The following is an 18,758-nucleotide window of genomic DNA, read 5'->3' on the forward strand; positions in this document are numbered from 1 at the left end:
CTGATCCTTTCAGTCTTCAACCGGGAAGGCATCGCGTGTGCGGTTGGCGAAGGCGACGAGGGTGAGCATGACGGGGACTTCCACGAGGACGCCGACGACGGTGGCGAGCGCCGCGCCGGAGTTCAGGCCGAAGAGGCTGATGGCGACGGCGACGGCGAGTTCGAAGAAGTTTGAGGTGCCGATCAGCGCGCAGGGGGCGGCGACCTTGTGGGGAACCTTCCAGGCCCAGGCGGCGGCATAGGCGATGGCGAAGATGCCGTAGGACTGGATGAGGATGGGCACGGCGATGAGGGCGATGACCAGCGGGGAGGCGATGATGGTTTCGCTCTGGAAGCCGAAGAGGAGGAGGACGGTGGCGAGCAGTCCGATTACGGAGAGCGGCTTGATCTTATGGGTGAAGGCGTCGACTGCGGGGGCCCCGCCGCGCCGCATCAGCCAGGTGCGCATCGCGATGCCGGCGATGAGCGGGATGACGACATAGAGCAGGACCGACAGGAGCAGCGTTTCCCAGGGCACGAAGATGTCCGTTACGCCCAGCAGCAGGGCGACAATCGGCGCGAAGGCGAAGACCATCACGGCGTCGTTCACGCTGACCTGGACAAGGGTGTAGTTGGGATCGCCGCGCGTCAGCTGGGACCAGACGAAGACCATGGCGGTGCAGGGGGCGGCGCCCAGGAGGATGAGGCCGGCGATGTAGCCTTCGGCATCCTCCGGCGGGATCAGTCCGGCGAAGACGTATCGGAAGAAGACGACGCCGAGGAGGGCCATTGTGAAGGGCTTGATCAGCCAGTTGACGACCAGCGTGATGACGAGGCCCTTGGGCCGGTCGCCGACGCGGCGCATGGCGGAGAAATCCACGCCGATCATCATGGGCCAGACCATCGCCCAGATGAGCACGGCAACGGCGAAGTTTACGTTGGCATATTCCAGCGCGGCGAGGGCCTGGAACGCGCCAGGCGCCAGCAGGCCGAGGCCCAGGCCCGCCAGGATGCAGAGGCCAACCCAGACCGAGAGGTATTTTTCAAACAGACCCATGGGAGCGCTTTTCCGGAGAGTGTGGGGTTCAGGGAGTTGTCAGTAGAAAGAATGATACGGGAGCGCGGGCTCAGCAGCAGGTGGCGTCATTGGCGGCCTTGAGGACCGGGGCGCAGATTTCTGCGCGGCCGCTGCAGCAGTCTTCCATCAGATAGAGGATGAGACCGCTGATGGCGTTGGTATCTGCCGAATGGATGATGGAGCGGCCCTCGCGCCGGTTATGGACGAGGCCGGCATGGTTGAGGATGGTGAGCTGGGCCGAGAGGGTGTTGGGCGGGATGGCGAGCGCGCGGGCGATCTCTCCGGCGGGCAGGCCATCGGGGGCCGCCTTCACCAGAAGCCGGAACACGGCGAGGCGCCCTGCATGGGCGAGGGCGGAAAGCTGGTCTATTGCGATAATTGATTCCATATTTCATGAATACAGGAAATATGGAGGGAGGCAACCGCCCTTTTGCAACAGGCTGCGCGACCGATGGCCCTTGGCCCGTGCTCTTTCTTTGGCGCATCCGACGCCCTAGTGAAGGTGGATGCTTTTGTTCATTCGCGACAATGCCAGATGGCTGGCGGCGGGTTTTCTGCTGACGCTGCCCTGGCTGGGGCGGACCCTTGACCAGATGCCGGGATGGAAGGTGGCGCGGTTCACGATGCCGGCGCTGGCGGGGGCGTGCCTGCTGACGGCGTTCGCGCCGCATGTGTTTTTCCTGTTCCTGGCGATCTGGCTGCTGCGCCTGTTCGGGCAGGGGATGATGACGCATATCGCACTGACCGAGACCGGACGGTGGTTTGAAGCCAATCGGGGGCGGGCGATTTCGCTGGTGGTGCCGGGGCATCAGGTAGGCGAAGCGGTGTTGCCGGTCAGTTTTGTTCTGGTGTCTGCGGCGCTCGGCTGGCAGGCGAGTTGGGTGGCGGCGGCGCTCGTCATCCTGCTGGTGGCCACACCGGCGGTGATCGCGTTGATGCGGGTGGAGCGGGCGCCCGCGCTGACGCCGGGGCAGACAGCGCTGGAGGTGGCGGGCCGGCACTGGACGCGGGGCGAGGTGCTGCGCGACCCGGTTTTCTATGTGCTGCTGACGGGCATTCTGGCGCCGCCTTTCATCGGGACGACGATCTTTTTCCATCAGGGCCATCTGGTGGAGCTGAGAGGGTATTCGCCGCTCGCCTTTGCCGGGGCGTTTCCGCTGATGGCGGTGACGACGGTGGGTGTCGGGCTGATCTGCGGCTATCTGGTGGACCGGTTCGGGGCGTTGCGGGTGTTGCCGTTTTTTCTGGCGCCGCTGATGATTGCGACACTGGCGGCAGCTTTGCTGAGCGGCATTCAGGGCGTCTACATTTTCATGGTCCTGTTTGGCGTCAGCTATGGGTTTACGTCTACGCTGCTGGGGGCGCTGTGGCCGGAGGTATACGGGACGCGGCATCTGGGCAGCATCCGGGCGGTGATTGTATCGGCGATGGTGCTGTCGACAGCGCTGGGGCCGGGTATAACGGGGCTGTTGATCGACCGCGGCATTGATTTGCCGGTGCAGCTGTTGGTGATGGCGGTCTGGTGTTTGCTGGCGAGTTTTCTGCTGGCCGTGGCGGCCAAGGAAGTGCTCCGCAGGCAGATAAATATGCCTGAACCTTAAGCCTGATCGCCCGCCCGTTTCTTCAGCAGGATGTAGACATCATGGCGCTGCGCGGTGAAAACAGCCAATATGGGGGTAAAGGCATGCTGGTGGGCGATTCCGACCGGCAGTTTCTCTGGTATCTGCAACTGAAGAAAGCCTGGGCGGAGGCCGGAGGGTGCCCTGAGACATTCTGCAATCCCATTGCGCCCGCGACGCTGCGCTGGCGCACCTGAAACGAGCAAGGAAACCACATGAGCGCGCTGTTTGAAGAACTTGATTACAGCCCGACAGAGATCGGCATCCTGTCGCTGCGCCGGCGCTGGGAACCGCGGCTGAGCAAAGATGTCTACGAAATCAAGCTCGGGGATGAGCATCTGATGTCGGATGTTTTTACGGTTTCGGAAATTGCGCTGGCGGATCTGGGGCTCAACGCTTTGGCCGGGAGTGACTTGCGTGTGGTCGTGGGCGGTCTCGGCATGGGGTATACGGCGCTGGCAGCGTTGAAGGATGCGCGCGTTGCGGAAATATCGGTGGTGGAGTTGCTGGAGCCGGTGATCGACTGGCACAGGCGGGGCATTCTGCCGATCGGGGACGTGCTGCATACCGATCGCCGGGTGCGGCTTGTGCACGGTGATTTTTTTGAGCTGGCGTGCGCGCCAACCGGATTTGATCCTGATAATCCTCACATGACCTATGATGCGATCTTGCTGGATATTGATCATTCGCCGGAGATGCTGCTCGACAGCCGCAGCACCGGATTTTACCGTCCCGAAGGGCTGAAGGCGATGGCGGGGCATCTGCGGCCGGGTGGCGTCTTTGGGCTATGGTCCAATGTGGCGCCGAGTGATGCGTTTACGGACATACTGAAGGAGGTGTTCCCAGAGGCGTGGGCGCAGCCGGTCGTATTTCGGAATCCCTATGACCATTCGGAAATTGTGCAGACCGTGTATCTCGCCCGGACAGCGCCTGAAGGCGAGTCTGTGATATGAGCCAAGCTGCGTCTGGCCGGGCAGGTCAGACCGGATATATTCCGTACAAGGATATCATCCTGCGGCACAAGGCGCCGCTTACCTGAACAGCAGGAGCGGGATGGGGCAGGAGCGGATGAGCGATGTGGTGGTGGAGCCGATGATCAGGTTGCGGATGCGGGAATGGCCGTAGGCGCCCATGATCAGGAGGTCTGCGCCGTCGCGTTCGGTTTCTTCGGCGATGAGTTTTTCGGCATGGCCGGGGGCGGCTTTTGCTGTGGCCTCATAGCCTGCCTGCGTGAGGCGGGCGGCGGCGGCAGTGCCCGCTTTGGCGAGGTCTGAGCCGGGGTCTGTGACGCTGAAGACGGTGATGTGCGGGCGGTCTGCCAGCGGGGTCTGGACGAGGCTGTCGAGGGCCTTGCGGGCGCTGACGCCGTCGTCAAACGCGAACACGGCGTGGCTGATCGGCTTGAAGGCGCGGCTGGCAATGAGGACAGGCTTGTGGACGGCGCGCACGACACGCTCAAGATTTGAGCCGAGGTGGAGCTTTTCAAAGTCTGCGCCTTCGCCGCGCTTGCCCATGATGATGAGATCCCCGGCGCGTTTGACGAGAGAGTCGGCGATCTCGCCGGTGCGCAGGGCGAGGCTGGCATTCTCAATGCCCTGACTTTGAAGCCGCTCATGCGCAGCGTCCAGAATGGCGCGGCCGCGTTCCTTGGCGAGTTCGGCTGCGCGCGCGTCATGGGCGGCGAGTTCGTCCAGCAGCGTGGAGCGGGCACCGAGGCCGATGGAGCCGGAGAGATCGGCGGGGAAGGAGCTGCTGCGGCGCGTGTTGAGGACATGGAGCAGCTCGATGTCGCCGCCATACTGGCGGGCGGCCCAGGCGGCGTGATCGCAGACGCTGTGGGTGTAAACCGAGCCGTCGATGAGCGCGAGAATATGGGTCATGTCTGTTCCTCCCTAGTGCGACATCAGCTTGTCGAGCGCGCCGGGTTTGTCGTGGATGGCGAGCTTGTCGACGATGGTTTCGCTGGCTTCGTTGAGGCCTATGATCTCGACTTTAGCACCTTCACGGCGGAATTTCAGCACGATCATGTCGAGCGCGGCCACGCTGGAAATGTCCCAGATATGGGCCTCGCTGACATCAATGATCACTTCGTCGAGGGCTTCCTTGAGATCAAAGGAGGCGTTGAAGGCTTCCACCGAGGCAAAGAAGACCTGGCCTTCGACCTTGTAGCGGCGGATGCGGCCATCTTCAGACACGGTCGAGGTGACCTTGAAGATCTGCGAGATCTTGCCCGCAAAGAACACGCCGGAGAGGAGCACGCCGATCAGCACACCGATGGCGAGGTTGTGGCTGAGGATGACGCCCGCGACGGTGGCGAGCATGACGAGGGAGGAGCTGCGCGGGTGGACGCGCAGGTTTTTCAGCGACGACCAGCTGAATGTGCCGATGGACACCATGATCATGATGGCGACGAGGGCGGCCATCGGGATGCGGCTGACCCAATCGCTGACCAGGAGAATCATCAGCATCAGGAATAGGCCCGCAGACAGCGTGGAGAGGCGGCCCCGGCCGCCGGATTTGATGTTGATGATCGACTGGCCGATCATGGCGCAACCGGCCATGCCGCCGAAGAAGCCTGTCACTGTGTTGGCAACGCCCTGGCCGACGCATTCGCGATTGCGGTCGCTGGGCGTGTCGGTGAGTTCATCGACGATGGTGGCGGTCATCAGGGATTCGAGAAGACCGACGACCGCAACGGCGAGCGCGTAGGGGAAGATGATCTGCAGGGTTTCGAAGGTGAGCGGGATGTCCGGGAGAAGGAACATCGGCAAGGTGGAGGGGAGCTCGCCCATATCGCCGACCGTGCGGATGTCGAGGCCAAAGCCGATGGCAATGGCGGAGAGGGCGAGGATGCAGATGAGCGGCGAGGGGATGGCGCGGGTGACCATCGGGAAGAGGTAAATGATCGCCAGGCCAAGCGCGACCAGAGGATAGGTCAGCATCGGCACGCCGATAAGCTCGGGAATCTGGGCCATGAAGATGAGGATGGCGAGGGCGTTGACGAAGCCCGTGAGCACTGAGCGCGAGACAAAGCGCATGTATTGGCCGAGCTTCAGGAAGCCCGCAGCGATCTGAAGGAGGCCTGCGAGGACTGTGGTGGCGAGGAGATATTCGAGGCCGTAATCGCGCACCAGCGTGACCATCAGGACGGCTGTGGCGGCGGTGGCGGCGGAGATCATGCCGGGGCGCCCGCCGACGATGGCGGTGATGACGGCGATGGAGAAGGAGGCGTAGAGGCCGACCCGAGGGTCAACGCCCGCAATGATCGAGAAGGCGATGGCCTCTGGAATGAGCGCGAGGGCCACAACGAGACCGGCCAGCAGGTCGGCGCGAATGTTGAAGAACCATGTCTCTTTGAAAGACTGGAAGCTGAGTGCTGACATTTGAATTCACATCCGGAATGAGCGGCGGGCTCCTACTGCGAGGTCCGGGCCTCGCAGGCGACTCCAAGCCGGCGCTGAAAGATCGGGCGCCGATGCGGGCAAATGCCCTTCATGCTGCGGCGCAACAGGGCGGCGTGTACTGTGTTTTGGTGGGGGTCGCAAGCCTGTCGAGGGACCGTGGTTCAGGCGCCAGCGGCTGCGCGGGCTGCGTAATATCCGGCTACGGAGGCAATGCCGGTGAGCACCGTGCCCCAGACGAGATCCACCAATGTCATCATGAGCGGCCAATTGCGCAGGGTCGCGAGATTGGTCAGATCATAGGTCGCGTAGCAGAGAAAACCGAGGAAGGCGCCTGCGCCGAGCGCGGCCCAGACGCTTTCGGCCCGAACCGCAGGCAGGACGGCGAATACGAGAATGCCTGTTACCATGATCAGATAGAAAGCAATGGCTGCGGGAATGTTGACGGTGTCTGCACGCAGGGCGCCCATCTGGCTGCGATAAAAGCCATCGGCGACCCGCCCGAGCCAGATAAGATCGATAATGGCAAAGGCGACCGCGATCCCTGCCCAACCGGCAATTACTGTTTTCAACATTGGAATGGCCTTCGCTCTCGTTTGCCTGCGATTGGCGCTGCGCGGACGGATAATCGGCGGGATACTCGAATAGCGCTTGAACGTTGCGGGGCGCGGATGGTTCCGGCGGCGGGGGCGCCGGGGGGCGGATTTACCATCTAAGGGGCTGAAAACCTTGGAGCGGGTGAAGGGAATCGAACCCTCGTCGTAAGCTTGGGAAGCTTCTGCTCTACCATTGAGCTACACCCGCGCGCGGGGTGTATTTGACGGCTAACGCGGTGGCGCGCAAGGGGGCGTTCTGCCGTTATGGCAACTAGGCTGGCGTATTTTGCTGCCTCCGCGTAAAAGGCCGCGCATGAACGGATTTCTTCTCGTTGCTCTGGGCGGCGCCATTGGCGCGAGCCTGCGCCATGGCGTGGGGCTGGTGGCTGTGCGCCATCTGCCGCTCGGCTGGCCGTGGGGGACGAGTTTTGTGAATATCGCGGGCAGCCTGGCGATGGGCCTGCTGGCCGGATGGCTGGCGCTGAAGGCGGAAGGGGCGAGCCAGGAGGCGCGGCTTTTCCTCGCCACCGGCGTGCTGGGCGGGTTCACGACGTTTTCGGCATTTTCACTTGAGGTCGCCACTATGCTGCGCTCGGGCGAGACCTTGAAGGCCGGGCTTTATGCCGGGGTTTCGGTTCTGCTTGGCGTTTCGGCCCTCTTTATCGGCCTCTGGATGGCCCGCAGGATATTCGCATGAGCGGACAGATTATTACCGAAACCGTGTCGGACAAGGAAACCGGCGCGCGCCTTGACCGTTGGATCAAGCGGCGCATGAACGCGACGCAGGGTCAGGTGGAGAAACTGCTCCGCACCGGGCAGATCCGCGTCAATGGCAGCCGGGCAAAAGCCAACACGCGGCTGGTGACGGCCGATGAAGTGCGCTTCCCGATCTTTGCGGCCGAGGATGCCGGGGCGCGCAAGGCGGCAAACGCCAAGCAGATTTCCGAGGAAGACCGCGAGTTTCTCCGCTCGATCATCATCCATGAGGATGATGACATGCTGGCGATCAACAAGCCCGCCGGCCTCGCCGTACAGGGTGGCTCCGGACAGGGGCGGCATGTGGACGGGCTGATTGCGGGCATGGATGTGGACGGGCACCGGCCCGTGCTGGTGCACAGGCTGGACAAGGACACGTCCGGCGTTCTGCTGCTGGCCAAGCATCCGGCGGCAGCGGCGCGGCTGACCGAGCTGTTTCGCAGCCGGGAGATGGACAAGGTTTACTGGGCGGTGACGGTCGGCGTGCCGAGCCCGCAGGCGGGTCAGATCCGCTGCTGGATGGTGAAGGGCGTGCCCGACATCAACGAGCCTTCGGGCTATCGCCCGGTGGACCCTTACGCCACAAAGCGCCGGGATGGTGACCGTGAACGGATGATCCGTTCGGCGCAGGGCGTTGAGGGCGCGCGCCATTCGATCACGGATTATGTGGTGGTATCGACCGCTGGCCCGAAGGCTGCCTGGGTGGCGATGCGGCCCGAAACCGGCCGGATGCACCAGCTGCGCTTTCACATGCTGGAGATGAACACCTCCATCCTGGGCGACTATAAATACAAGTCTCGCCGCGAAGTGCCACAGGGGCTCGCCGAAGGGCTGCACCTGCACGCCCGCGCGCTGATCATTCCGCGCGAGCATGGCAAGCCTATCAAGATTGTCGCGCCGCTGCCCCCGCATATGAAAGAGACGTTCGAGACGCTGGGCTTCCTCGAGCAGGAAGCGGGCAAAGATCCGCTGGCGCCCTTTATCTGACGATGACGGAGCTGCGCCTTGCCATCTGGGACGTGGACGGAACGCTGGTGGACAGCCGCGACGTGATCCAGGCGTGTATGGAAACGGCGTTTCGCGGCGCGGGCCTTCCGCCGCCGGAATATGATGCGACGCGGCGGATTGTGGGGCTGAGCCTGGGTGAGGCTCTGGGCACGCTGGCCCCGCCCGATATTGGCGCAGACCAGCTGGCGGCGCTGGTGGAGGCGTATAAGCAGTCCTTCGTGACGCACCGCACGGCGCCGGGCTATCATGAGCCGCTGTATGACGGGGCGATTGAGCTGCTGGATCAGCTGAAAGCCGATGGCTGGCTGATGGCGGTGGCGACGGGCAAGTCTCACCGGGGCGTCGACGCGCTGTTCGAGAAGCACAATCTGCGCAGCTATTTCGACACCGTATGGTGCGCCGATGACGGGCCGGGCAAGCCCCATCCCTTCATGGTGGAGCAGGCGATGGGGGCGCTGGGATGCGCGCCGCAGGAGAGCCTGATGATTGGCGACGCCATCCACGACATGGCGATGGGCAAGGCGGCGGGCGTGCGGGCGCTGGGGGTCAGCTGGGGCTTTGGCCGGGCTGACGAACTGGCGTCGGCAGGGGCGGACGAAATCCACCATGATTTCCGGACACTGACGCAGAGTCTGAAGGCATTTGCGGAAATCCGGCCGGTAAAAGCGCCCGGCGTGAACGAAGCCACAGGCTGAACAGGCGGCCCGCTGTTTTGAGCGGCGACCTGAACATTTTTACACATTCTTAGGAACAACAGGCGCAATCGGCGCGTTGTGGGAAAGACGGTCGCCAGATGGTGGGCCGCGGTGGGCAAAGCGTAATTGATCGTATCATGAAGACCTTGAAGATAGAGTTGGCAATTGCCGGGGCTGCCCTCTTCGCGCTGGGCGCTTTCATGGCTACGCGGCCCCAGGAGGCCGAAGCGGTGCAGACTTCGGGTCTGACGCAGTTCACCCAGGCGGACTATGCCGCATTCAATCGCAATTTCGAGATGGACGGGGCCACCTGCAAGGTGGGCCTGGAGCGCGATCGCATCTGTTTTGGCGGCTCCCCGGTTGAGGGCATCCTGATGCCGGGCATGACCCTGCCGGCGGATGTGCCGATGGTGGGCGCCGAGTTCCGCGTGATCCTGTTCACCGAGCTGAAATCGGAAAGCCTGCGCACGGTGCGGTTTGGCCGGTCGCTTGCGCTGGTCGAGCCGCAAAGCCGCTATGTGCAGGACGTGCTGGACCTGTCTGCGCCGACCTTTGAAAAGGCGCGCAAGACGGCGGTTAACTGACGCCAGCCTTGAGGTCAGCGGGGCGGGCTTGGAAGCACGCGCTGTTCGTCGTAAAGGCTGCGCATGAGCGACAAACCTTCCGCCTTTGAGCATCCCAAACGTTTTTACACAGACGTGACCGCCGAACCCGCCGAGGGGGGAGGCTGGCAAATCCTGCTGGATGGCCGCAGCGTGAAGACGCCGGGGCGCGCGCTGCTGCGCCTGCCGACTGAGGCGCTGGCGCAGGAAGTGGCCGAGGAATGGGCTGAACAGCAGACCTACATCCACCTGATCGGTATGCATCTGACGCGGCTGGCCAATGTTGCCATCGACCGCACGCCGGAAATCCGTGAGGAAATGGCTGAGGAAGTCGCGCGTTATTGCGAGACCGACCTGCTGTGCCACATCGCCGAGGAACCGTTTGAGCTGGCGGCGCTGGAAGAAGCGCGCTGGCGGCCGGTGCTCGACTGGGCGGGGGAAAAGCTGGGCGTGATCCTGATGACGACCGAGGGCATCATTGCTGCCCCGCAACCGGGCGCGTCTTTGCAGGCAGCGCGGGACTATGCCCTGGGGCTGGATGATTTCCGGCTGACGGCGCTGGTGTTTGCGTGCGGTGTGTTCGGCTCTGCTGTGCTGGCGATGGCGCTGGTTGAGGGGGCGCTGACGGCTGAGTCCGCCTTCCATCTCTCGCGCGTCGATGAGGACTGGCAGGCCCAGAAATGGGGCCAGGACGAAGAAGCCAAGGCTGCCGCCGATGCCAAGGAAATCGAGGCTGACGCGATTGGCCGCTGGCTGGACGGCCTGCAGGGCTGACGCTTGCGAAACTGACCGCCAGATGAACCGGGGTGGAACCGGGAATGAACGCGCGCTTCAGGGCCGGTTTGGCCGGGGCGTGGTTATCTGTTTCCATGATGAAGCCCATCAGAACTCTAGGAGCTGCCGTCGTTGCGCTTGCTGCGCCGGCACTCTTCGCCCTCCCGGCAGCCGCTGATGGCCCGCGCGGGACAATTGCCAAGATCGAGACGCCGCTGCTCGGCGCTCAGGTGACACTCAGCACGGGGTCGCGCTATGATCACCGCGATGACTTCCGCGGGCCCCGCTATAATGGCCGCAATGAATGGGGCCAGACCGAGCGGCAGGTGAACCAGCTGACCCGCGACGCGGTGCAGGCCTGCCGGGCTGCGATCCGCACGGAAGGCCGCCGCGCCGGTTTCCATGAAGTCGACATCGACAATGACCATTGGGCGCGCCAGCTTGGCCCGAACGGTTTCCACGTCACCTTCAATGAGGTGGAGTTTGAAAACAGGCGGCGTGACATTGAAACGCGGGTGAGCTGTGAAGTGCGTCAGGGGCGCCTGGCGAGCGTCTCGGGCATTCCGCAAAACCGTGATTTCCGCAGGGGCCCGCCGCCGGGCCGCCGCTGGTAACGCAGCGTAACCCATCCCTTCAGCAGCGCGCCCCGGACATGGACCCTCCGGGGCGCATAGCTTTGTTGACCTTGCGCGAGCTTGCCAAGCGGCGCGGAGGGGCTATTCAGTCACGCGGAAACAGCAAAATCTGACGGATTGAAGGAGCAGCGCGGCATGCACGATCTTATCGAGGCTCTGGAGCAGAAACGGGCCGACGCCCGCATTGGCGGCGGCCAGGCCCGCATCGACAGCCAGCATGCCAAGGGCAAGCTGACCGCGCGTGAGCGTATCCAGGTGTTGCTCGATGAGGGCAGCTTTGAAGAATACGACATGTTCGTTGAGCATCGTTGCGCCGATTTCGGCATGGAAGAACAGAAGATTCCCGGCGACGGCGTCGTCACCGGCCATGGCACGATCAATGGCCGCCTCGTTTATGTGTTCTCCAAGGACTTCACCGTGTTTGGCGGCTCGCTCTCCCGCGCCCATGCCGAGAAGATCGTCAAGGTTCAGCAGGCCGCCGTGCGCAATGGCGCCCCCGTGATCGGTCTCTTTGATGCGGGCGGCGCGCGCATTCAGGAGGGCGTTGATTCGCTCGCCGGCTATGCCGACATCTTCATGGAAAACGTGCTCTCCTCCGGCGTGATCCCGCAGATCTCCGTCATCATGGGCCCCTGCGCCGGCGGCGACGTTTATTCCCCCGCGATGACCGACTTCATCTTCATGGTGAAGGACACCTCCTACATGTATGTGACGGGTCCGGACGTTGTGAAGACCGTGACGAACGAAGAAGTGACCCACGAGACCCTCGGCGGCGCATCTGTGCATGCCAAGAAGTCCGGCGTTGTGGACGGCGCCTTCGAGAACGACATCGAGGCGCTGACCCAGATCCGCCGCCTGATCGACTATCTGCCCGCCTCCAATCGCGACAAGCCGCCCATTCGGCCTGTGCATGACGCGTTTGACCGCGCCGAGGCGAGCCTTGACACGCTGGTGCCGCCCAATCCGAACACGCCCTATGACATGAAAGAGCTGATCACCAAGGTGGTCGATGAGGGCGATTTCTTTGAGATCAGCCCGCAATTTGGCGGCAACATCCTCTGCGGCTTTGGCCGCATCGAAGGCTCGACCGTGGGCGTGGTGGCAAACCAGCCGATGACGCTGGCGGGCGTTCTGGACATTGACGCCAGCCGCAAGGCGGCGCGGTTTGTGCGCTTCTGCGACTGTTTCAATATTCCCCTGGTCACCTTCGTGGACGTGCCGGGCTTCATGCCGGGCACGAAGCAGGAGTATGGCGGTCTCATCAAGCACGGCGCGAAGCTGCTGTTTGCGTATGCCGAGGCGACTGTTCCGAAAGTGACCGTCATTACACGGAAGGCCTATGGCGGCGCGTATGACGTGATGAGCTCCAAGCATTTGCGCGGCGACGTGAACTATGCCTGGCCAACGGCAGAGATCGCCGTGATGGGTGCCAAGGGCGCGGTCGAGATCATCTTCCGCAAGGAAGCCGGCGACCCGGAAAAGCTGGCCGCGCGCACCAAGGAATACGAAACCAACTTCGCCAACCCCTATGTGGCTGCGAAGCGGGGCTATATCGACGACATCATCATGCCCCACAACACCCGCAAGCGGATCGCCAACTCCCTCCGTACGCTGAAGAACAAATCTCTCAGCAATCCGTGGAAAAAGCACGATAATATTCCGCTTTAGGAAATGGTGAGAGTAGGGTGGGTTGAGCGGAGCGAGACCCACCCTGCGATTTACGGCAGACCTTCCCACCTCCGCCCCAATGTGCCACCAATGCCTCTAAACAGGCCGCGCCCTTATGGTGTAGCGGCAGCAGGGAGGAATTGGGATGTTGAACCGTTTTGGAGGCGCGTCGCTGGCGGCACTGTTGGTGCTGGGCGCGTGCGCGCATGAAGTGGAGGCGCCCGCACTGGAAGCCGCCGAAATGGCGCCCCCACCTGCGCCCGTGACCGAGACATGGTCCGTTCGGCTGTTCGATCAGACCCTCGGCCAGCTGGTTGCCACGACTGAGGGCAACACCGTCAAGGTGGATTACGAATACCGCAATAATGGGCGCGGGCCGACGCTGGCGGAGACGATCACACTGGGCGATGACAGCTTGCCGACTGGCTGGACCATTGATGGCGCGACGACCTTCGGCAATGAAATCCACGAAACCTTTGCGCTGGCCGACGGCGTTGCCAGCTGGACCGACACGACCGGTTCGGCAACCGCCGAGCAGACAGAGCCTGCCATCTATATTCCGCAGAATGCCTCGCCTTATACCCTCGCCATTTATGCCAGGGCGCTGCTGGCCGATGATGACATGACGCTGCCGGCCTGGCCGGCGGGCAGCCTGACGATGAGTTCGCAGGACAAGTTGCGGATCGAAGGCGCGGGCGGCCCCGTGGCGACGACGGCCTATGCCCTTGTCGGCGATGATGTGGACCCGACTTATTTCCTCACGGATGAAGCGGGCGATCTGTTCGCGCTGATCTCGCCGCGCCTTGTCGTCGTGCGGGAGGGCTATGAAGAGGCCGATGATCAGCTCAAGGAGCTTGCCACGCGGCTATCGACTGAGCGGCTGGAGGCGATCCAGGCAGAAACCGCGCACAGGTTTGATGCGCCGCTGGCGATTACAAATGTCCGCGTCTTTGATCCCAAGGCGAAGGCGATGTCGGCGCTGTCTACCGTGATGGTTGAAGACGGTGTGATTACCGCGGTTACGGCGGGCGATGCGGACACCGCTGGCGCCTATGTGGTGGACGGGCAGGGCGGATCGCTCGTGCCGGGCCTCACGGAAATGCATGGCCATTTGGGGCAGGACGCGGCGCTGAAGAATATTGCGGCGGGCGTCACGCTGGTGCGCGATATGGGCAACGATAACGGTGTGTTCAGTGAGCTGATCGGCAAGATCGAAGCGGGCACGCTCGCCGGGCCACGTGTCGTCCGCTCCGGTTTCATTGAGGGCAAGAGCCCGTTCAGCTCGAACAACGGCATCCTTGTGAACAGTGAGGAAGAGGCCCTCGCCGCAGTTGATTGGTATGCGGACGAGGGCGATTTCTGGCAGATCAAGGTCTACAATTCGATGACGCCTGCCTGGGTGCCCGCTATTGTGGAGCGTGCCAAGGAACGCGGCCTGAAGGTCAGTGGCCATGTGCCCGCCTTCACCAATGCCGACGCCATGATCGAGGCGGGCTATGACGAGATGACCCATATTAACCAGCTGATGCTGGGCTGGGTGCTGGCGCCGGAGGAAGACACAAGAACCCTGCTGCGCCTGACTGCGCTTCAGCGGCTCCCGAAGGTGGACCTTGATGGCGCAGCCGTGACCCGCACGCTGGACCTGATGGCTGAGAATGACGTCGCGATTGACCCCACTTACGCGATCCATGAGGCGCTGCTGCTGTCCCGCAATGGTGAGGTGCAGGCAGGCATGGCCGATTATGTCGACCACATGCCCATCGCCGTGCAGCGCGAGGCGCGGGCTGCCTGGTCGGCCATCGGCAGCCCGGAAGAAGACGCCGCCTATAGGGGCGCTTTCGACCAGATCACGGGCACGATCCAGCGGATGAAGGAGCGCGGCATCTTCATCGTCATGGGCACAGACCTTGGCGGCGCGCTGACGCTGCACCGGGAACTGGAGCTCTATCAGAATGTCGGCTTCACCCCGGCCGAAATCCTCGCCCGCGCCACGCTGGAAGCAGCCGAGTATATGGGGCTGGATGAAGAACTGGGCTCGATCGAGCCAGGCAAGAAGGCAGATTTCCTGCTCGTGCCCGGCAATCCTGTGGAAGACTTCAAGGCGATCAAGACCATCAGCCTCGTTTCAAAGGGTGACACGGTCTATTTCCCCAGCGAGATCTATCCCTATTTCGGCATCCGGCCTTTCACTGAAATTCCGGCCGTGACGCCGCCATCATCTGCCGATTAGTCTAGGCTGCATCACGGAGGAGACGGGGACCATGTCTGAAGACGTCTGGAGAGCCTATTTCGCAGATATGGGCGGACAGCCTGCGGCGATCGTATTCAACGACGGCATTGCCGGGCGCGTGAACGATCTGGCGTTGGTCCATGCGATGAAGATCCGCGTGCCGCTGAAGGCGCCGCGCGCCGATGGCCTGAACACGAAAGAGGAGGCCGGATTGCTCGGAAGGCTGGACGAGCAGCTTGCCGGCATCATCACCGGGTGTGGCGGAGAATATCTTGGACGCGTGACAAATAATGGCGCGCGCTGGCTGCTGGCCCTGATCCCGCCCTATCCGCAGGAATTGGAAGCGGCCCTGCACGCGGCCGCCGCCGCGGAAGGTTATGCACCGGAAATCCATGTCGAGCAGGACCCGGCGAAGGCTATCTATTGGCAGGATCTTTATCCTTCCGAGGATGACCGGCAGGTGATGGTAGATATGGAAGTGCAGGCCGTGCTGCGCGAGCGAGGCGATCTGCCGGAGAAATCTCGCCAGATCGGGCACTGGATATATTTCCGCGACGAGGCGCCGGCGCAGCGATTCGCCGGCTGGGCGGAGGAAAATAAGTATCAGAATATAGCGGTCACACCGCCTGCGGAGGATGGCCCACCCCTATGGCGGGTGCGGATGTCCCATCAAGGCACACTGAGGTTGGAGGACATCTCTGGCCATTCTCTCGCTATCGGGCGCCAGGCGCGCGAGGCCGGCGGGCAGTATGATGGCTGGGAGTCTCCCGTGACTCTGTAGCAACTGCTGCAGTTCTCGAGGAGCGGCCGCCGCGAGTATTGGTGAACGATTGTACCCGGAATAGTAGAGGGATGCGTCATTCAGTGCCGGGACAAATAGTTTCGTGAGAAATTATTGCGTTTCGGGGGGGACTCAAGCATTCCACTCCAAACGTGCTTCCGGTATGTAAAACGCCAATGGGTTTGCCTGGTAACCAATCTCGGCCTGCGCGGGCAAATCACCTCGACCAGGTCGGGGACAAGAAACGCGTGCTGCGTTTCTGGCAGACGGCGAAGATTGGCGAGAATGGCCACGCGCTGGAATACATGCAGTTTGGCGGCGACCATCTCCGCCCGCTCGTTTTTCTGACCTCCATCGAATACCCGGTCGCGCCGCCCTGGGGCTTCTGCATTGATGCGGCGAATGCGGGATTTGGCGTGTTCAGCATTCGCAGGCCGGGCTTTGGCGCGTCGGACACCGTGACCAGCGTAGACCAGCAGGCCGCCGTGATCGAAGCCTTCTTTGATGAAGGCGGCCTCGAGAATATCACGCTCGTGGCGGTCGGATCGGCCAACCCGGTCGGTGCGCGGCTCGCCCTGAAGTCCCGGCGGGTGACGTTCAGCGTGTTTGCCAACTGCGTGTTCAACCGCGATGTGATGGGCGAGTTCCGCCCCGCCTGGTTTGGGCGGCTCCTGTCGCAGACGACGGAGAGCCGGGCGGGCGCGCGTATTTCTCTGGGCGCCATCCGGCAGGCCGGGCGTCAGTTCGGCAGCCAATGGTTTTACCAGACCTGTTTCCAGAAAAGCCCCGGCGATGTGTCTTACGTGAAGACCTTCCCGCGCGAGATGGCCGAAGCCTGGGAAGTGGCGAGTGCCATCAGCACCGAAACCTATCAGCAGGAACTTTACCCCTCGCTGAAGGGAGATCCCTTCCTGAGAGACGGGCTGTTTTCCTCTGTGCCCTGCCTGGCGATTTCCGGCCTGGAGACGACGGAGACCTGGAAAACCGGCTTTGAGGCGGAGGCCAACCGTCTGGGCATTCCGGTCTCGTATCTTTCCAGCGGTGACATCCTTGTTCCCTATCAATCGGGGACGGAGCTTCTCACACTGCTGAAGACGAAGGTTGCCGCCTGACAGCCGGGTTGGCGAAAGTGTTAGCGGGGTGTTAGCGCGCCTCTGTTGCGCCACTGCCACACTTAACATCACCTCACCGTTCTAATGCCTTGAGAATGCAAGAGGTTGGTGCATCCGGAATTTGTCCGTTAACAAACATTACGAATTGGCGAGGCGGCGTTAAGCTTAGAACCTTGTTAAGCCTCCCCGCACACCATCGGTGTGGGCTGAACAATTGAAACTTTCGCAGGCGAGAGGTTCGCGATGAACAAGAAAACTGTGCGCTGGGGCACGGACACCGGCTTCGAGAAGAAGGTGAAATCCTTTGACGACCGCAACGAACTTTCCGCTCACGGACTGAGAGGAAAGCGCGCCAAGGGCGATCTGGGGCTGAGCCGTGGCATGACCCGCAAGGAGGCGCGCCGCGACGCGGCCGACGCAATCCCGGTCTCCGAAGCAATGACGCAGGACCAGTGGAGCGAGCGCGAACAGCTGATTGCCGAGCGCGCCGAAGAGGTACGCCGGGGCCTGAGCACGTGGATGTCGTCCACGGCGGCAGGTGTGCGCAACTATATTCAGGATCAGACGCCCTCGGACATTCACCCGGACCAGCTGCGCGAAGCGATCAAGGCGGAGGAGCATGAGTTCCGCCATTATGAGGTGGATGACACCGAGGATGCGCGCACAAGCCATTCGGCCGCGATTATCGAGTTGCAGAGTTTCCGCCAGACGCATGGCGCGCAGATTGGTGAGCGCACGCCTGACATCAAGAAGAATGTCGAACAGGCCGTGGCCATCCTGATGTTCGTGATGCTGGTGGAGGGCGCGTTCAACGCGTTGCTGTTCAAGGACGCGCAGGCGTCTGGCCTTCTGGGCGGGCTGATGATCGCGTTCGGCGTGTCGGCGGTGAATGTGCTGTTTGGTGTTATCGCGGGCTTCTTTGGTCTGCGATACCTCAACCATCCGGCGCTGGCGGCGAAGATCATGGGCGGCGTGGTCGCCGGGATCTCGATCCTTTGCGGCATCTTCCTCAACTTCTTCGTCGCCCACTACCGCGACGCGGTGGAGCATGGGCTGGTGCAGGCCGAAGCGGCCGGGCGGATGGCGGAATTCTCGATGTTCGAAATCCCGCCGGGCAGTGTCATCGGGGGCATGTTTCCCAATATTTTCGGGCTCGACAGTTTCGTGGCGTTGGCATTGCTTATCCTTGGGCTGACGGTTTTTGCCGTCGCCGTTTATGAGGGCTATGACCGTATATCCGACAAATATCCGGGCTATGGCCGCGTGTGGCGCAAGGAACGCAAAGCGTATGAGCGCCGCCAGCAGCTGCGCGAGGATCTGCGCAGTGACCTTTCGGATTATTTCTCCGCCAGCCGGTTGTGGTTCGAGACGCAGCTTTCGCGCCATGGCCAGGCCAAGCGCGAGATCGAGAAGGCAATGAATGTGATCGAGGCGCGGCGGGACATTGCTGTGGCGGTTGCCGCCAAGGCGGCCGATCAGGAGCGCGGGCTGAAAGTGGCCTATCGCCAGGCCCACCGACGTCAGCGCAATCAGCTGCGCGACAAGCTGGGCGAGCAGGCCGCGTGCCCGGTCTACTTCGACGAGATCCTGACACCGCAATTGCCCCCGTTCGATCTGGCCAAGGAGCGCACGCAGGCGAACGCTGCGATCAAGACCATCGAGCAGAATATCACGGCCTTGAACCTGACGCGTGAATGGCTGGAGACGCATATCCAGCATGTGCAGCAGGGGCTTTCTTCGGTCGAGAAGAAGGTGGTTGAGGAGATTGCCAAGGTGCGTGACGCCAAGACCGGCGACGCCAAGAAGGCTGGCTGAGGAGGCTGAC

The 18,758-nt window shown here is 62.5% G+C and carries 19 protein-coding genes and 1 tRNA gene; 14 read left to right on the plus strand and 6 right to left on the minus strand.

The window, feature by feature from the left end:
• Positions 1-9 precede the first annotated feature (9 nt).
• Both arsB and HNE_RS04930 read right to left on the minus strand, forming a co-directional pair.
• Positions 10-1,035 (minus strand): ACR3 family arsenite efflux transporter, encoded by a 1,026-nt coding sequence (gene arsB / locus HNE_RS04925; protein ID WP_011646016.1) that lies wholly within the window; start codon positions 1,033-1,035, stop codon positions 10-12.
• Between the two features lie 70 nt (positions 1,036-1,105).
• Positions 1,106-1,444, minus strand: a complete 339-nt coding sequence (locus HNE_RS04930) for an ArsR/SmtB family transcription factor (protein WP_011646017.1) — start codon at positions 1,442-1,444, stop codon at positions 1,106-1,108.
• A gap of 118 nt (positions 1,445-1,562) precedes the next feature.
• On the opposite strand from HNE_RS04930, the gene HNE_RS04935 reads away from it, so the two are divergent.
• From HNE_RS04935 to HNE_RS04940, 3 genes are read left to right on the plus strand one after another with little or no spacing between them, the layout of a single operon-like run.
• The gene (locus HNE_RS04935) at positions 1,563-2,657 is read left to right on the plus strand and encodes an MFS transporter (RefSeq protein WP_011646018.1); all 1,095 of its coding nucleotides are present in this window, start codon (positions 1,563-1,565) and stop codon (positions 2,655-2,657) included.
• Positions 2,658-2,698: 41 nt separating this feature from the next.
• Entirely contained in the window at positions 2,699-2,872 is a 174-nt protein-coding gene (locus tag HNE_RS18705; protein ID WP_011646019.1) for a hypothetical protein, read from the plus strand.
• Between the two features lie 18 nt (positions 2,873-2,890).
• The gene (locus HNE_RS04940) at positions 2,891-3,628 is read left to right on the plus strand and encodes a hypothetical protein (protein WP_011646020.1); all 738 of its coding nucleotides are present in this window, start codon (positions 2,891-2,893) and stop codon (positions 3,626-3,628) included.
• Between the two features lie 78 nt (positions 3,629-3,706).
• On the opposite strand, the gene HNE_RS04945 is transcribed toward HNE_RS04940, so the two are convergent.
• The 4 genes from HNE_RS04945 to HNE_RS04960 form a co-directional block, all read right to left on the minus strand.
• Positions 3,707-4,555, minus strand: a complete 849-nt coding sequence (locus HNE_RS04945; RefSeq protein WP_011646021.1) for a universal stress protein — start codon at positions 4,553-4,555, stop codon at positions 3,707-3,709.
• A gap of 12 nt (positions 4,556-4,567) precedes the next feature.
• Positions 4,568-6,058, minus strand: a complete 1,491-nt coding sequence (locus HNE_RS04950) for a SulP family inorganic anion transporter (RefSeq protein WP_011646022.1) — start codon at positions 6,056-6,058, stop codon at positions 4,568-4,570.
• A 182-nt stretch (positions 6,059-6,240) separates the two neighbouring features.
• The gene (locus HNE_RS04955; protein ID WP_011646023.1) at positions 6,241-6,651 is read right to left on the minus strand and encodes a DUF2177 family protein; all 411 of its coding nucleotides are present in this window, start codon (positions 6,649-6,651) and stop codon (positions 6,241-6,243) included.
• Positions 6,652-6,806: 155 nt separating this feature from the next.
• Positions 6,807-6,880: transfer RNA gene (locus HNE_RS04960), tRNA-Gly, on the minus strand.
• Positions 6,881-6,985: 105 nt separating this feature from the next.
• On the opposite strand from HNE_RS04960, the gene crcB reads away from it, so the two are divergent.
• The 11 genes from crcB (at position 6,986) to HNE_RS05015 (ending at position 18,748) form a co-directional block, all read left to right on the plus strand.
• Entirely contained in the window at positions 6,986-7,369 is a 384-nt protein-coding gene (crcB, locus tag HNE_RS04965) for a fluoride efflux transporter CrcB (RefSeq protein WP_011646024.1), read from the plus strand.
• On the plus strand, positions 7,366-8,415 hold the full coding sequence (locus tag HNE_RS04970) for an RluA family pseudouridine synthase (protein WP_011646025.1): 1,050 nt from the start codon (positions 7,366-7,368) through the stop codon (positions 8,413-8,415). Before crcB ends, HNE_RS04970 begins: the two co-directional genes overlap by 4 nt.
• Before the next feature lie 2 nt (positions 8,416-8,417).
• Positions 8,418-9,131 (plus strand): HAD-IA family hydrolase, encoded by a 714-nt coding sequence (locus tag HNE_RS04975; RefSeq protein WP_011646026.1) that lies wholly within the window; start codon positions 8,418-8,420, stop codon positions 9,129-9,131.
• Between the two features lie 137 nt (positions 9,132-9,268).
• On the plus strand, positions 9,269-9,715 hold the full coding sequence (locus tag HNE_RS04980) for a hypothetical protein (RefSeq protein WP_148205811.1): 447 nt from the start codon (positions 9,269-9,271) through the stop codon (positions 9,713-9,715).
• A 63-nt stretch (positions 9,716-9,778) separates the two neighbouring features.
• The gene (locus HNE_RS04985; protein ID WP_011646028.1) at positions 9,779-10,507 is read left to right on the plus strand and encodes an ATP12 family chaperone protein; all 729 of its coding nucleotides are present in this window, start codon (positions 9,779-9,781) and stop codon (positions 10,505-10,507) included.
• A gap of 95 nt (positions 10,508-10,602) precedes the next feature.
• On the plus strand, positions 10,603-11,121 hold the full coding sequence (locus HNE_RS04990; RefSeq protein ID WP_148205812.1) for a hypothetical protein: 519 nt from the start codon (positions 10,603-10,605) through the stop codon (positions 11,119-11,121).
• Between the two features lie 156 nt (positions 11,122-11,277).
• Positions 11,278-12,810 carry an acyl-CoA carboxylase subunit beta gene (locus HNE_RS04995; protein ID WP_011646030.1) on the plus strand — a complete coding sequence of 511 codons (1,533 nt, stop codon included), beginning with the start codon at positions 11,278-11,280 and terminating at the stop codon, positions 12,808-12,810.
• Between the two features lie 145 nt (positions 12,811-12,955).
• On the plus strand, positions 12,956-15,040 hold the full coding sequence (locus tag HNE_RS05000; RefSeq protein WP_011646031.1) for an amidohydrolase family protein: 2,085 nt from the start codon (positions 12,956-12,958) through the stop codon (positions 15,038-15,040).
• Between the two features lie 31 nt (positions 15,041-15,071).
• The gene (locus HNE_RS05005; protein WP_011646032.1) at positions 15,072-15,821 is read left to right on the plus strand and encodes a DUF695 domain-containing protein; all 750 of its coding nucleotides are present in this window, start codon (positions 15,072-15,074) and stop codon (positions 15,819-15,821) included.
• A gap of 176 nt (positions 15,822-15,997) precedes the next feature.
• Positions 15,998-16,933 carry an alpha/beta fold hydrolase gene (locus tag HNE_RS05010; protein ID WP_148205813.1) on the plus strand — a complete coding sequence of 312 codons (936 nt, stop codon included), beginning with the start codon at positions 15,998-16,000 and terminating at the stop codon, positions 16,931-16,933.
• 243 nt (positions 16,934-17,176) lie between these two features.
• A complete protein-coding gene (locus tag HNE_RS05015; protein ID WP_035590036.1) occupies positions 17,177-18,748 on the plus strand; it encodes a hypothetical protein in 1,572 nt (523 codons plus the stop codon).
• The last annotated feature ends 10 nt before the right edge of the window (positions 18,749-18,758 follow it).

Source organism: Hyphomonas neptunium ATCC 15444, from assembly GCF_000013025.1.
GTDB lineage: Bacteria > Pseudomonadota > Alphaproteobacteria > Caulobacterales > Hyphomonadaceae > Hyphomonas > Hyphomonas neptunia.

What these genes read in the sequence shown, in the direction of transcription:
- arsB (WP_011646016.1), bottom strand. Translation starts at nt 1,035, where the DNA reads ATGGGTCTGTTTGAAAAATACCTCTCGGTCTGGGTTGGCCTCTGCATC.
- HNE_RS04930 (WP_011646017.1), bottom strand. Translation starts at nt 1,444, where the DNA reads ATGGAATCAATTATCGCAATAGACCAGCTTTCCGCCCTCGCCCATGCA.
- HNE_RS04935 (WP_011646018.1), top strand. Translation starts at nt 1,563, where the DNA reads ATGCTTTTGTTCATTCGCGACAATGCCAGATGGCTGGCGGCGGGTTTT.
- HNE_RS18705 (WP_011646019.1), top strand. Translation starts at nt 2,699, where the DNA reads ATGGCGCTGCGCGGTGAAAACAGCCAATATGGGGGTAAAGGCATGCTG.
- HNE_RS04940 (WP_011646020.1), top strand. Translation starts at nt 2,891, where the DNA reads ATGAGCGCGCTGTTTGAAGAACTTGATTACAGCCCGACAGAGATCGGC.
- HNE_RS04945 (WP_011646021.1), bottom strand. Translation starts at nt 4,555, where the DNA reads ATGACCCATATTCTCGCGCTCATCGACGGCTCGGTTTACACCCACAGC.
- HNE_RS04950 (WP_011646022.1), bottom strand. Translation starts at nt 6,058, where the DNA reads ATGTCAGCACTCAGCTTCCAGTCTTTCAAAGAGACATGGTTCTTCAAC.
- HNE_RS04955 (WP_011646023.1), bottom strand. Translation starts at nt 6,651, where the DNA reads ATGTTGAAAACAGTAATTGCCGGTTGGGCAGGGATCGCGGTCGCCTTT.
- crcB (WP_011646024.1), top strand. Translation starts at nt 6,986, where the DNA reads ATGAACGGATTTCTTCTCGTTGCTCTGGGCGGCGCCATTGGCGCGAGC.
- HNE_RS04970 (WP_011646025.1), top strand. Translation starts at nt 7,366, where the DNA reads ATGAGCGGACAGATTATTACCGAAACCGTGTCGGACAAGGAAACCGGC.
- HNE_RS04975 (WP_011646026.1), top strand. Translation starts at nt 8,418, where the DNA reads ATGACGGAGCTGCGCCTTGCCATCTGGGACGTGGACGGAACGCTGGTG.
- HNE_RS04980 (WP_148205811.1), top strand. Translation starts at nt 9,269, where the DNA reads ATGAAGACCTTGAAGATAGAGTTGGCAATTGCCGGGGCTGCCCTCTTC.
- HNE_RS04985 (WP_011646028.1), top strand. Translation starts at nt 9,779, where the DNA reads ATGAGCGACAAACCTTCCGCCTTTGAGCATCCCAAACGTTTTTACACA.
- HNE_RS04990 (WP_148205812.1), top strand. Translation starts at nt 10,603, where the DNA reads ATGATGAAGCCCATCAGAACTCTAGGAGCTGCCGTCGTTGCGCTTGCT.
- HNE_RS04995 (WP_011646030.1), top strand. Translation starts at nt 11,278, where the DNA reads ATGCACGATCTTATCGAGGCTCTGGAGCAGAAACGGGCCGACGCCCGC.
- HNE_RS05000 (WP_011646031.1), top strand. Translation starts at nt 12,956, where the DNA reads ATGTTGAACCGTTTTGGAGGCGCGTCGCTGGCGGCACTGTTGGTGCTG.
- HNE_RS05005 (WP_011646032.1), top strand. Translation starts at nt 15,072, where the DNA reads ATGTCTGAAGACGTCTGGAGAGCCTATTTCGCAGATATGGGCGGACAG.
- HNE_RS05010 (WP_148205813.1), top strand. Translation starts at nt 15,998, where the DNA reads ATGGGTTTGCCTGGTAACCAATCTCGGCCTGCGCGGGCAAATCACCTC.
- HNE_RS05015 (WP_035590036.1), top strand. Translation starts at nt 17,177, where the DNA reads ATGAACAAGAAAACTGTGCGCTGGGGCACGGACACCGGCTTCGAGAAG.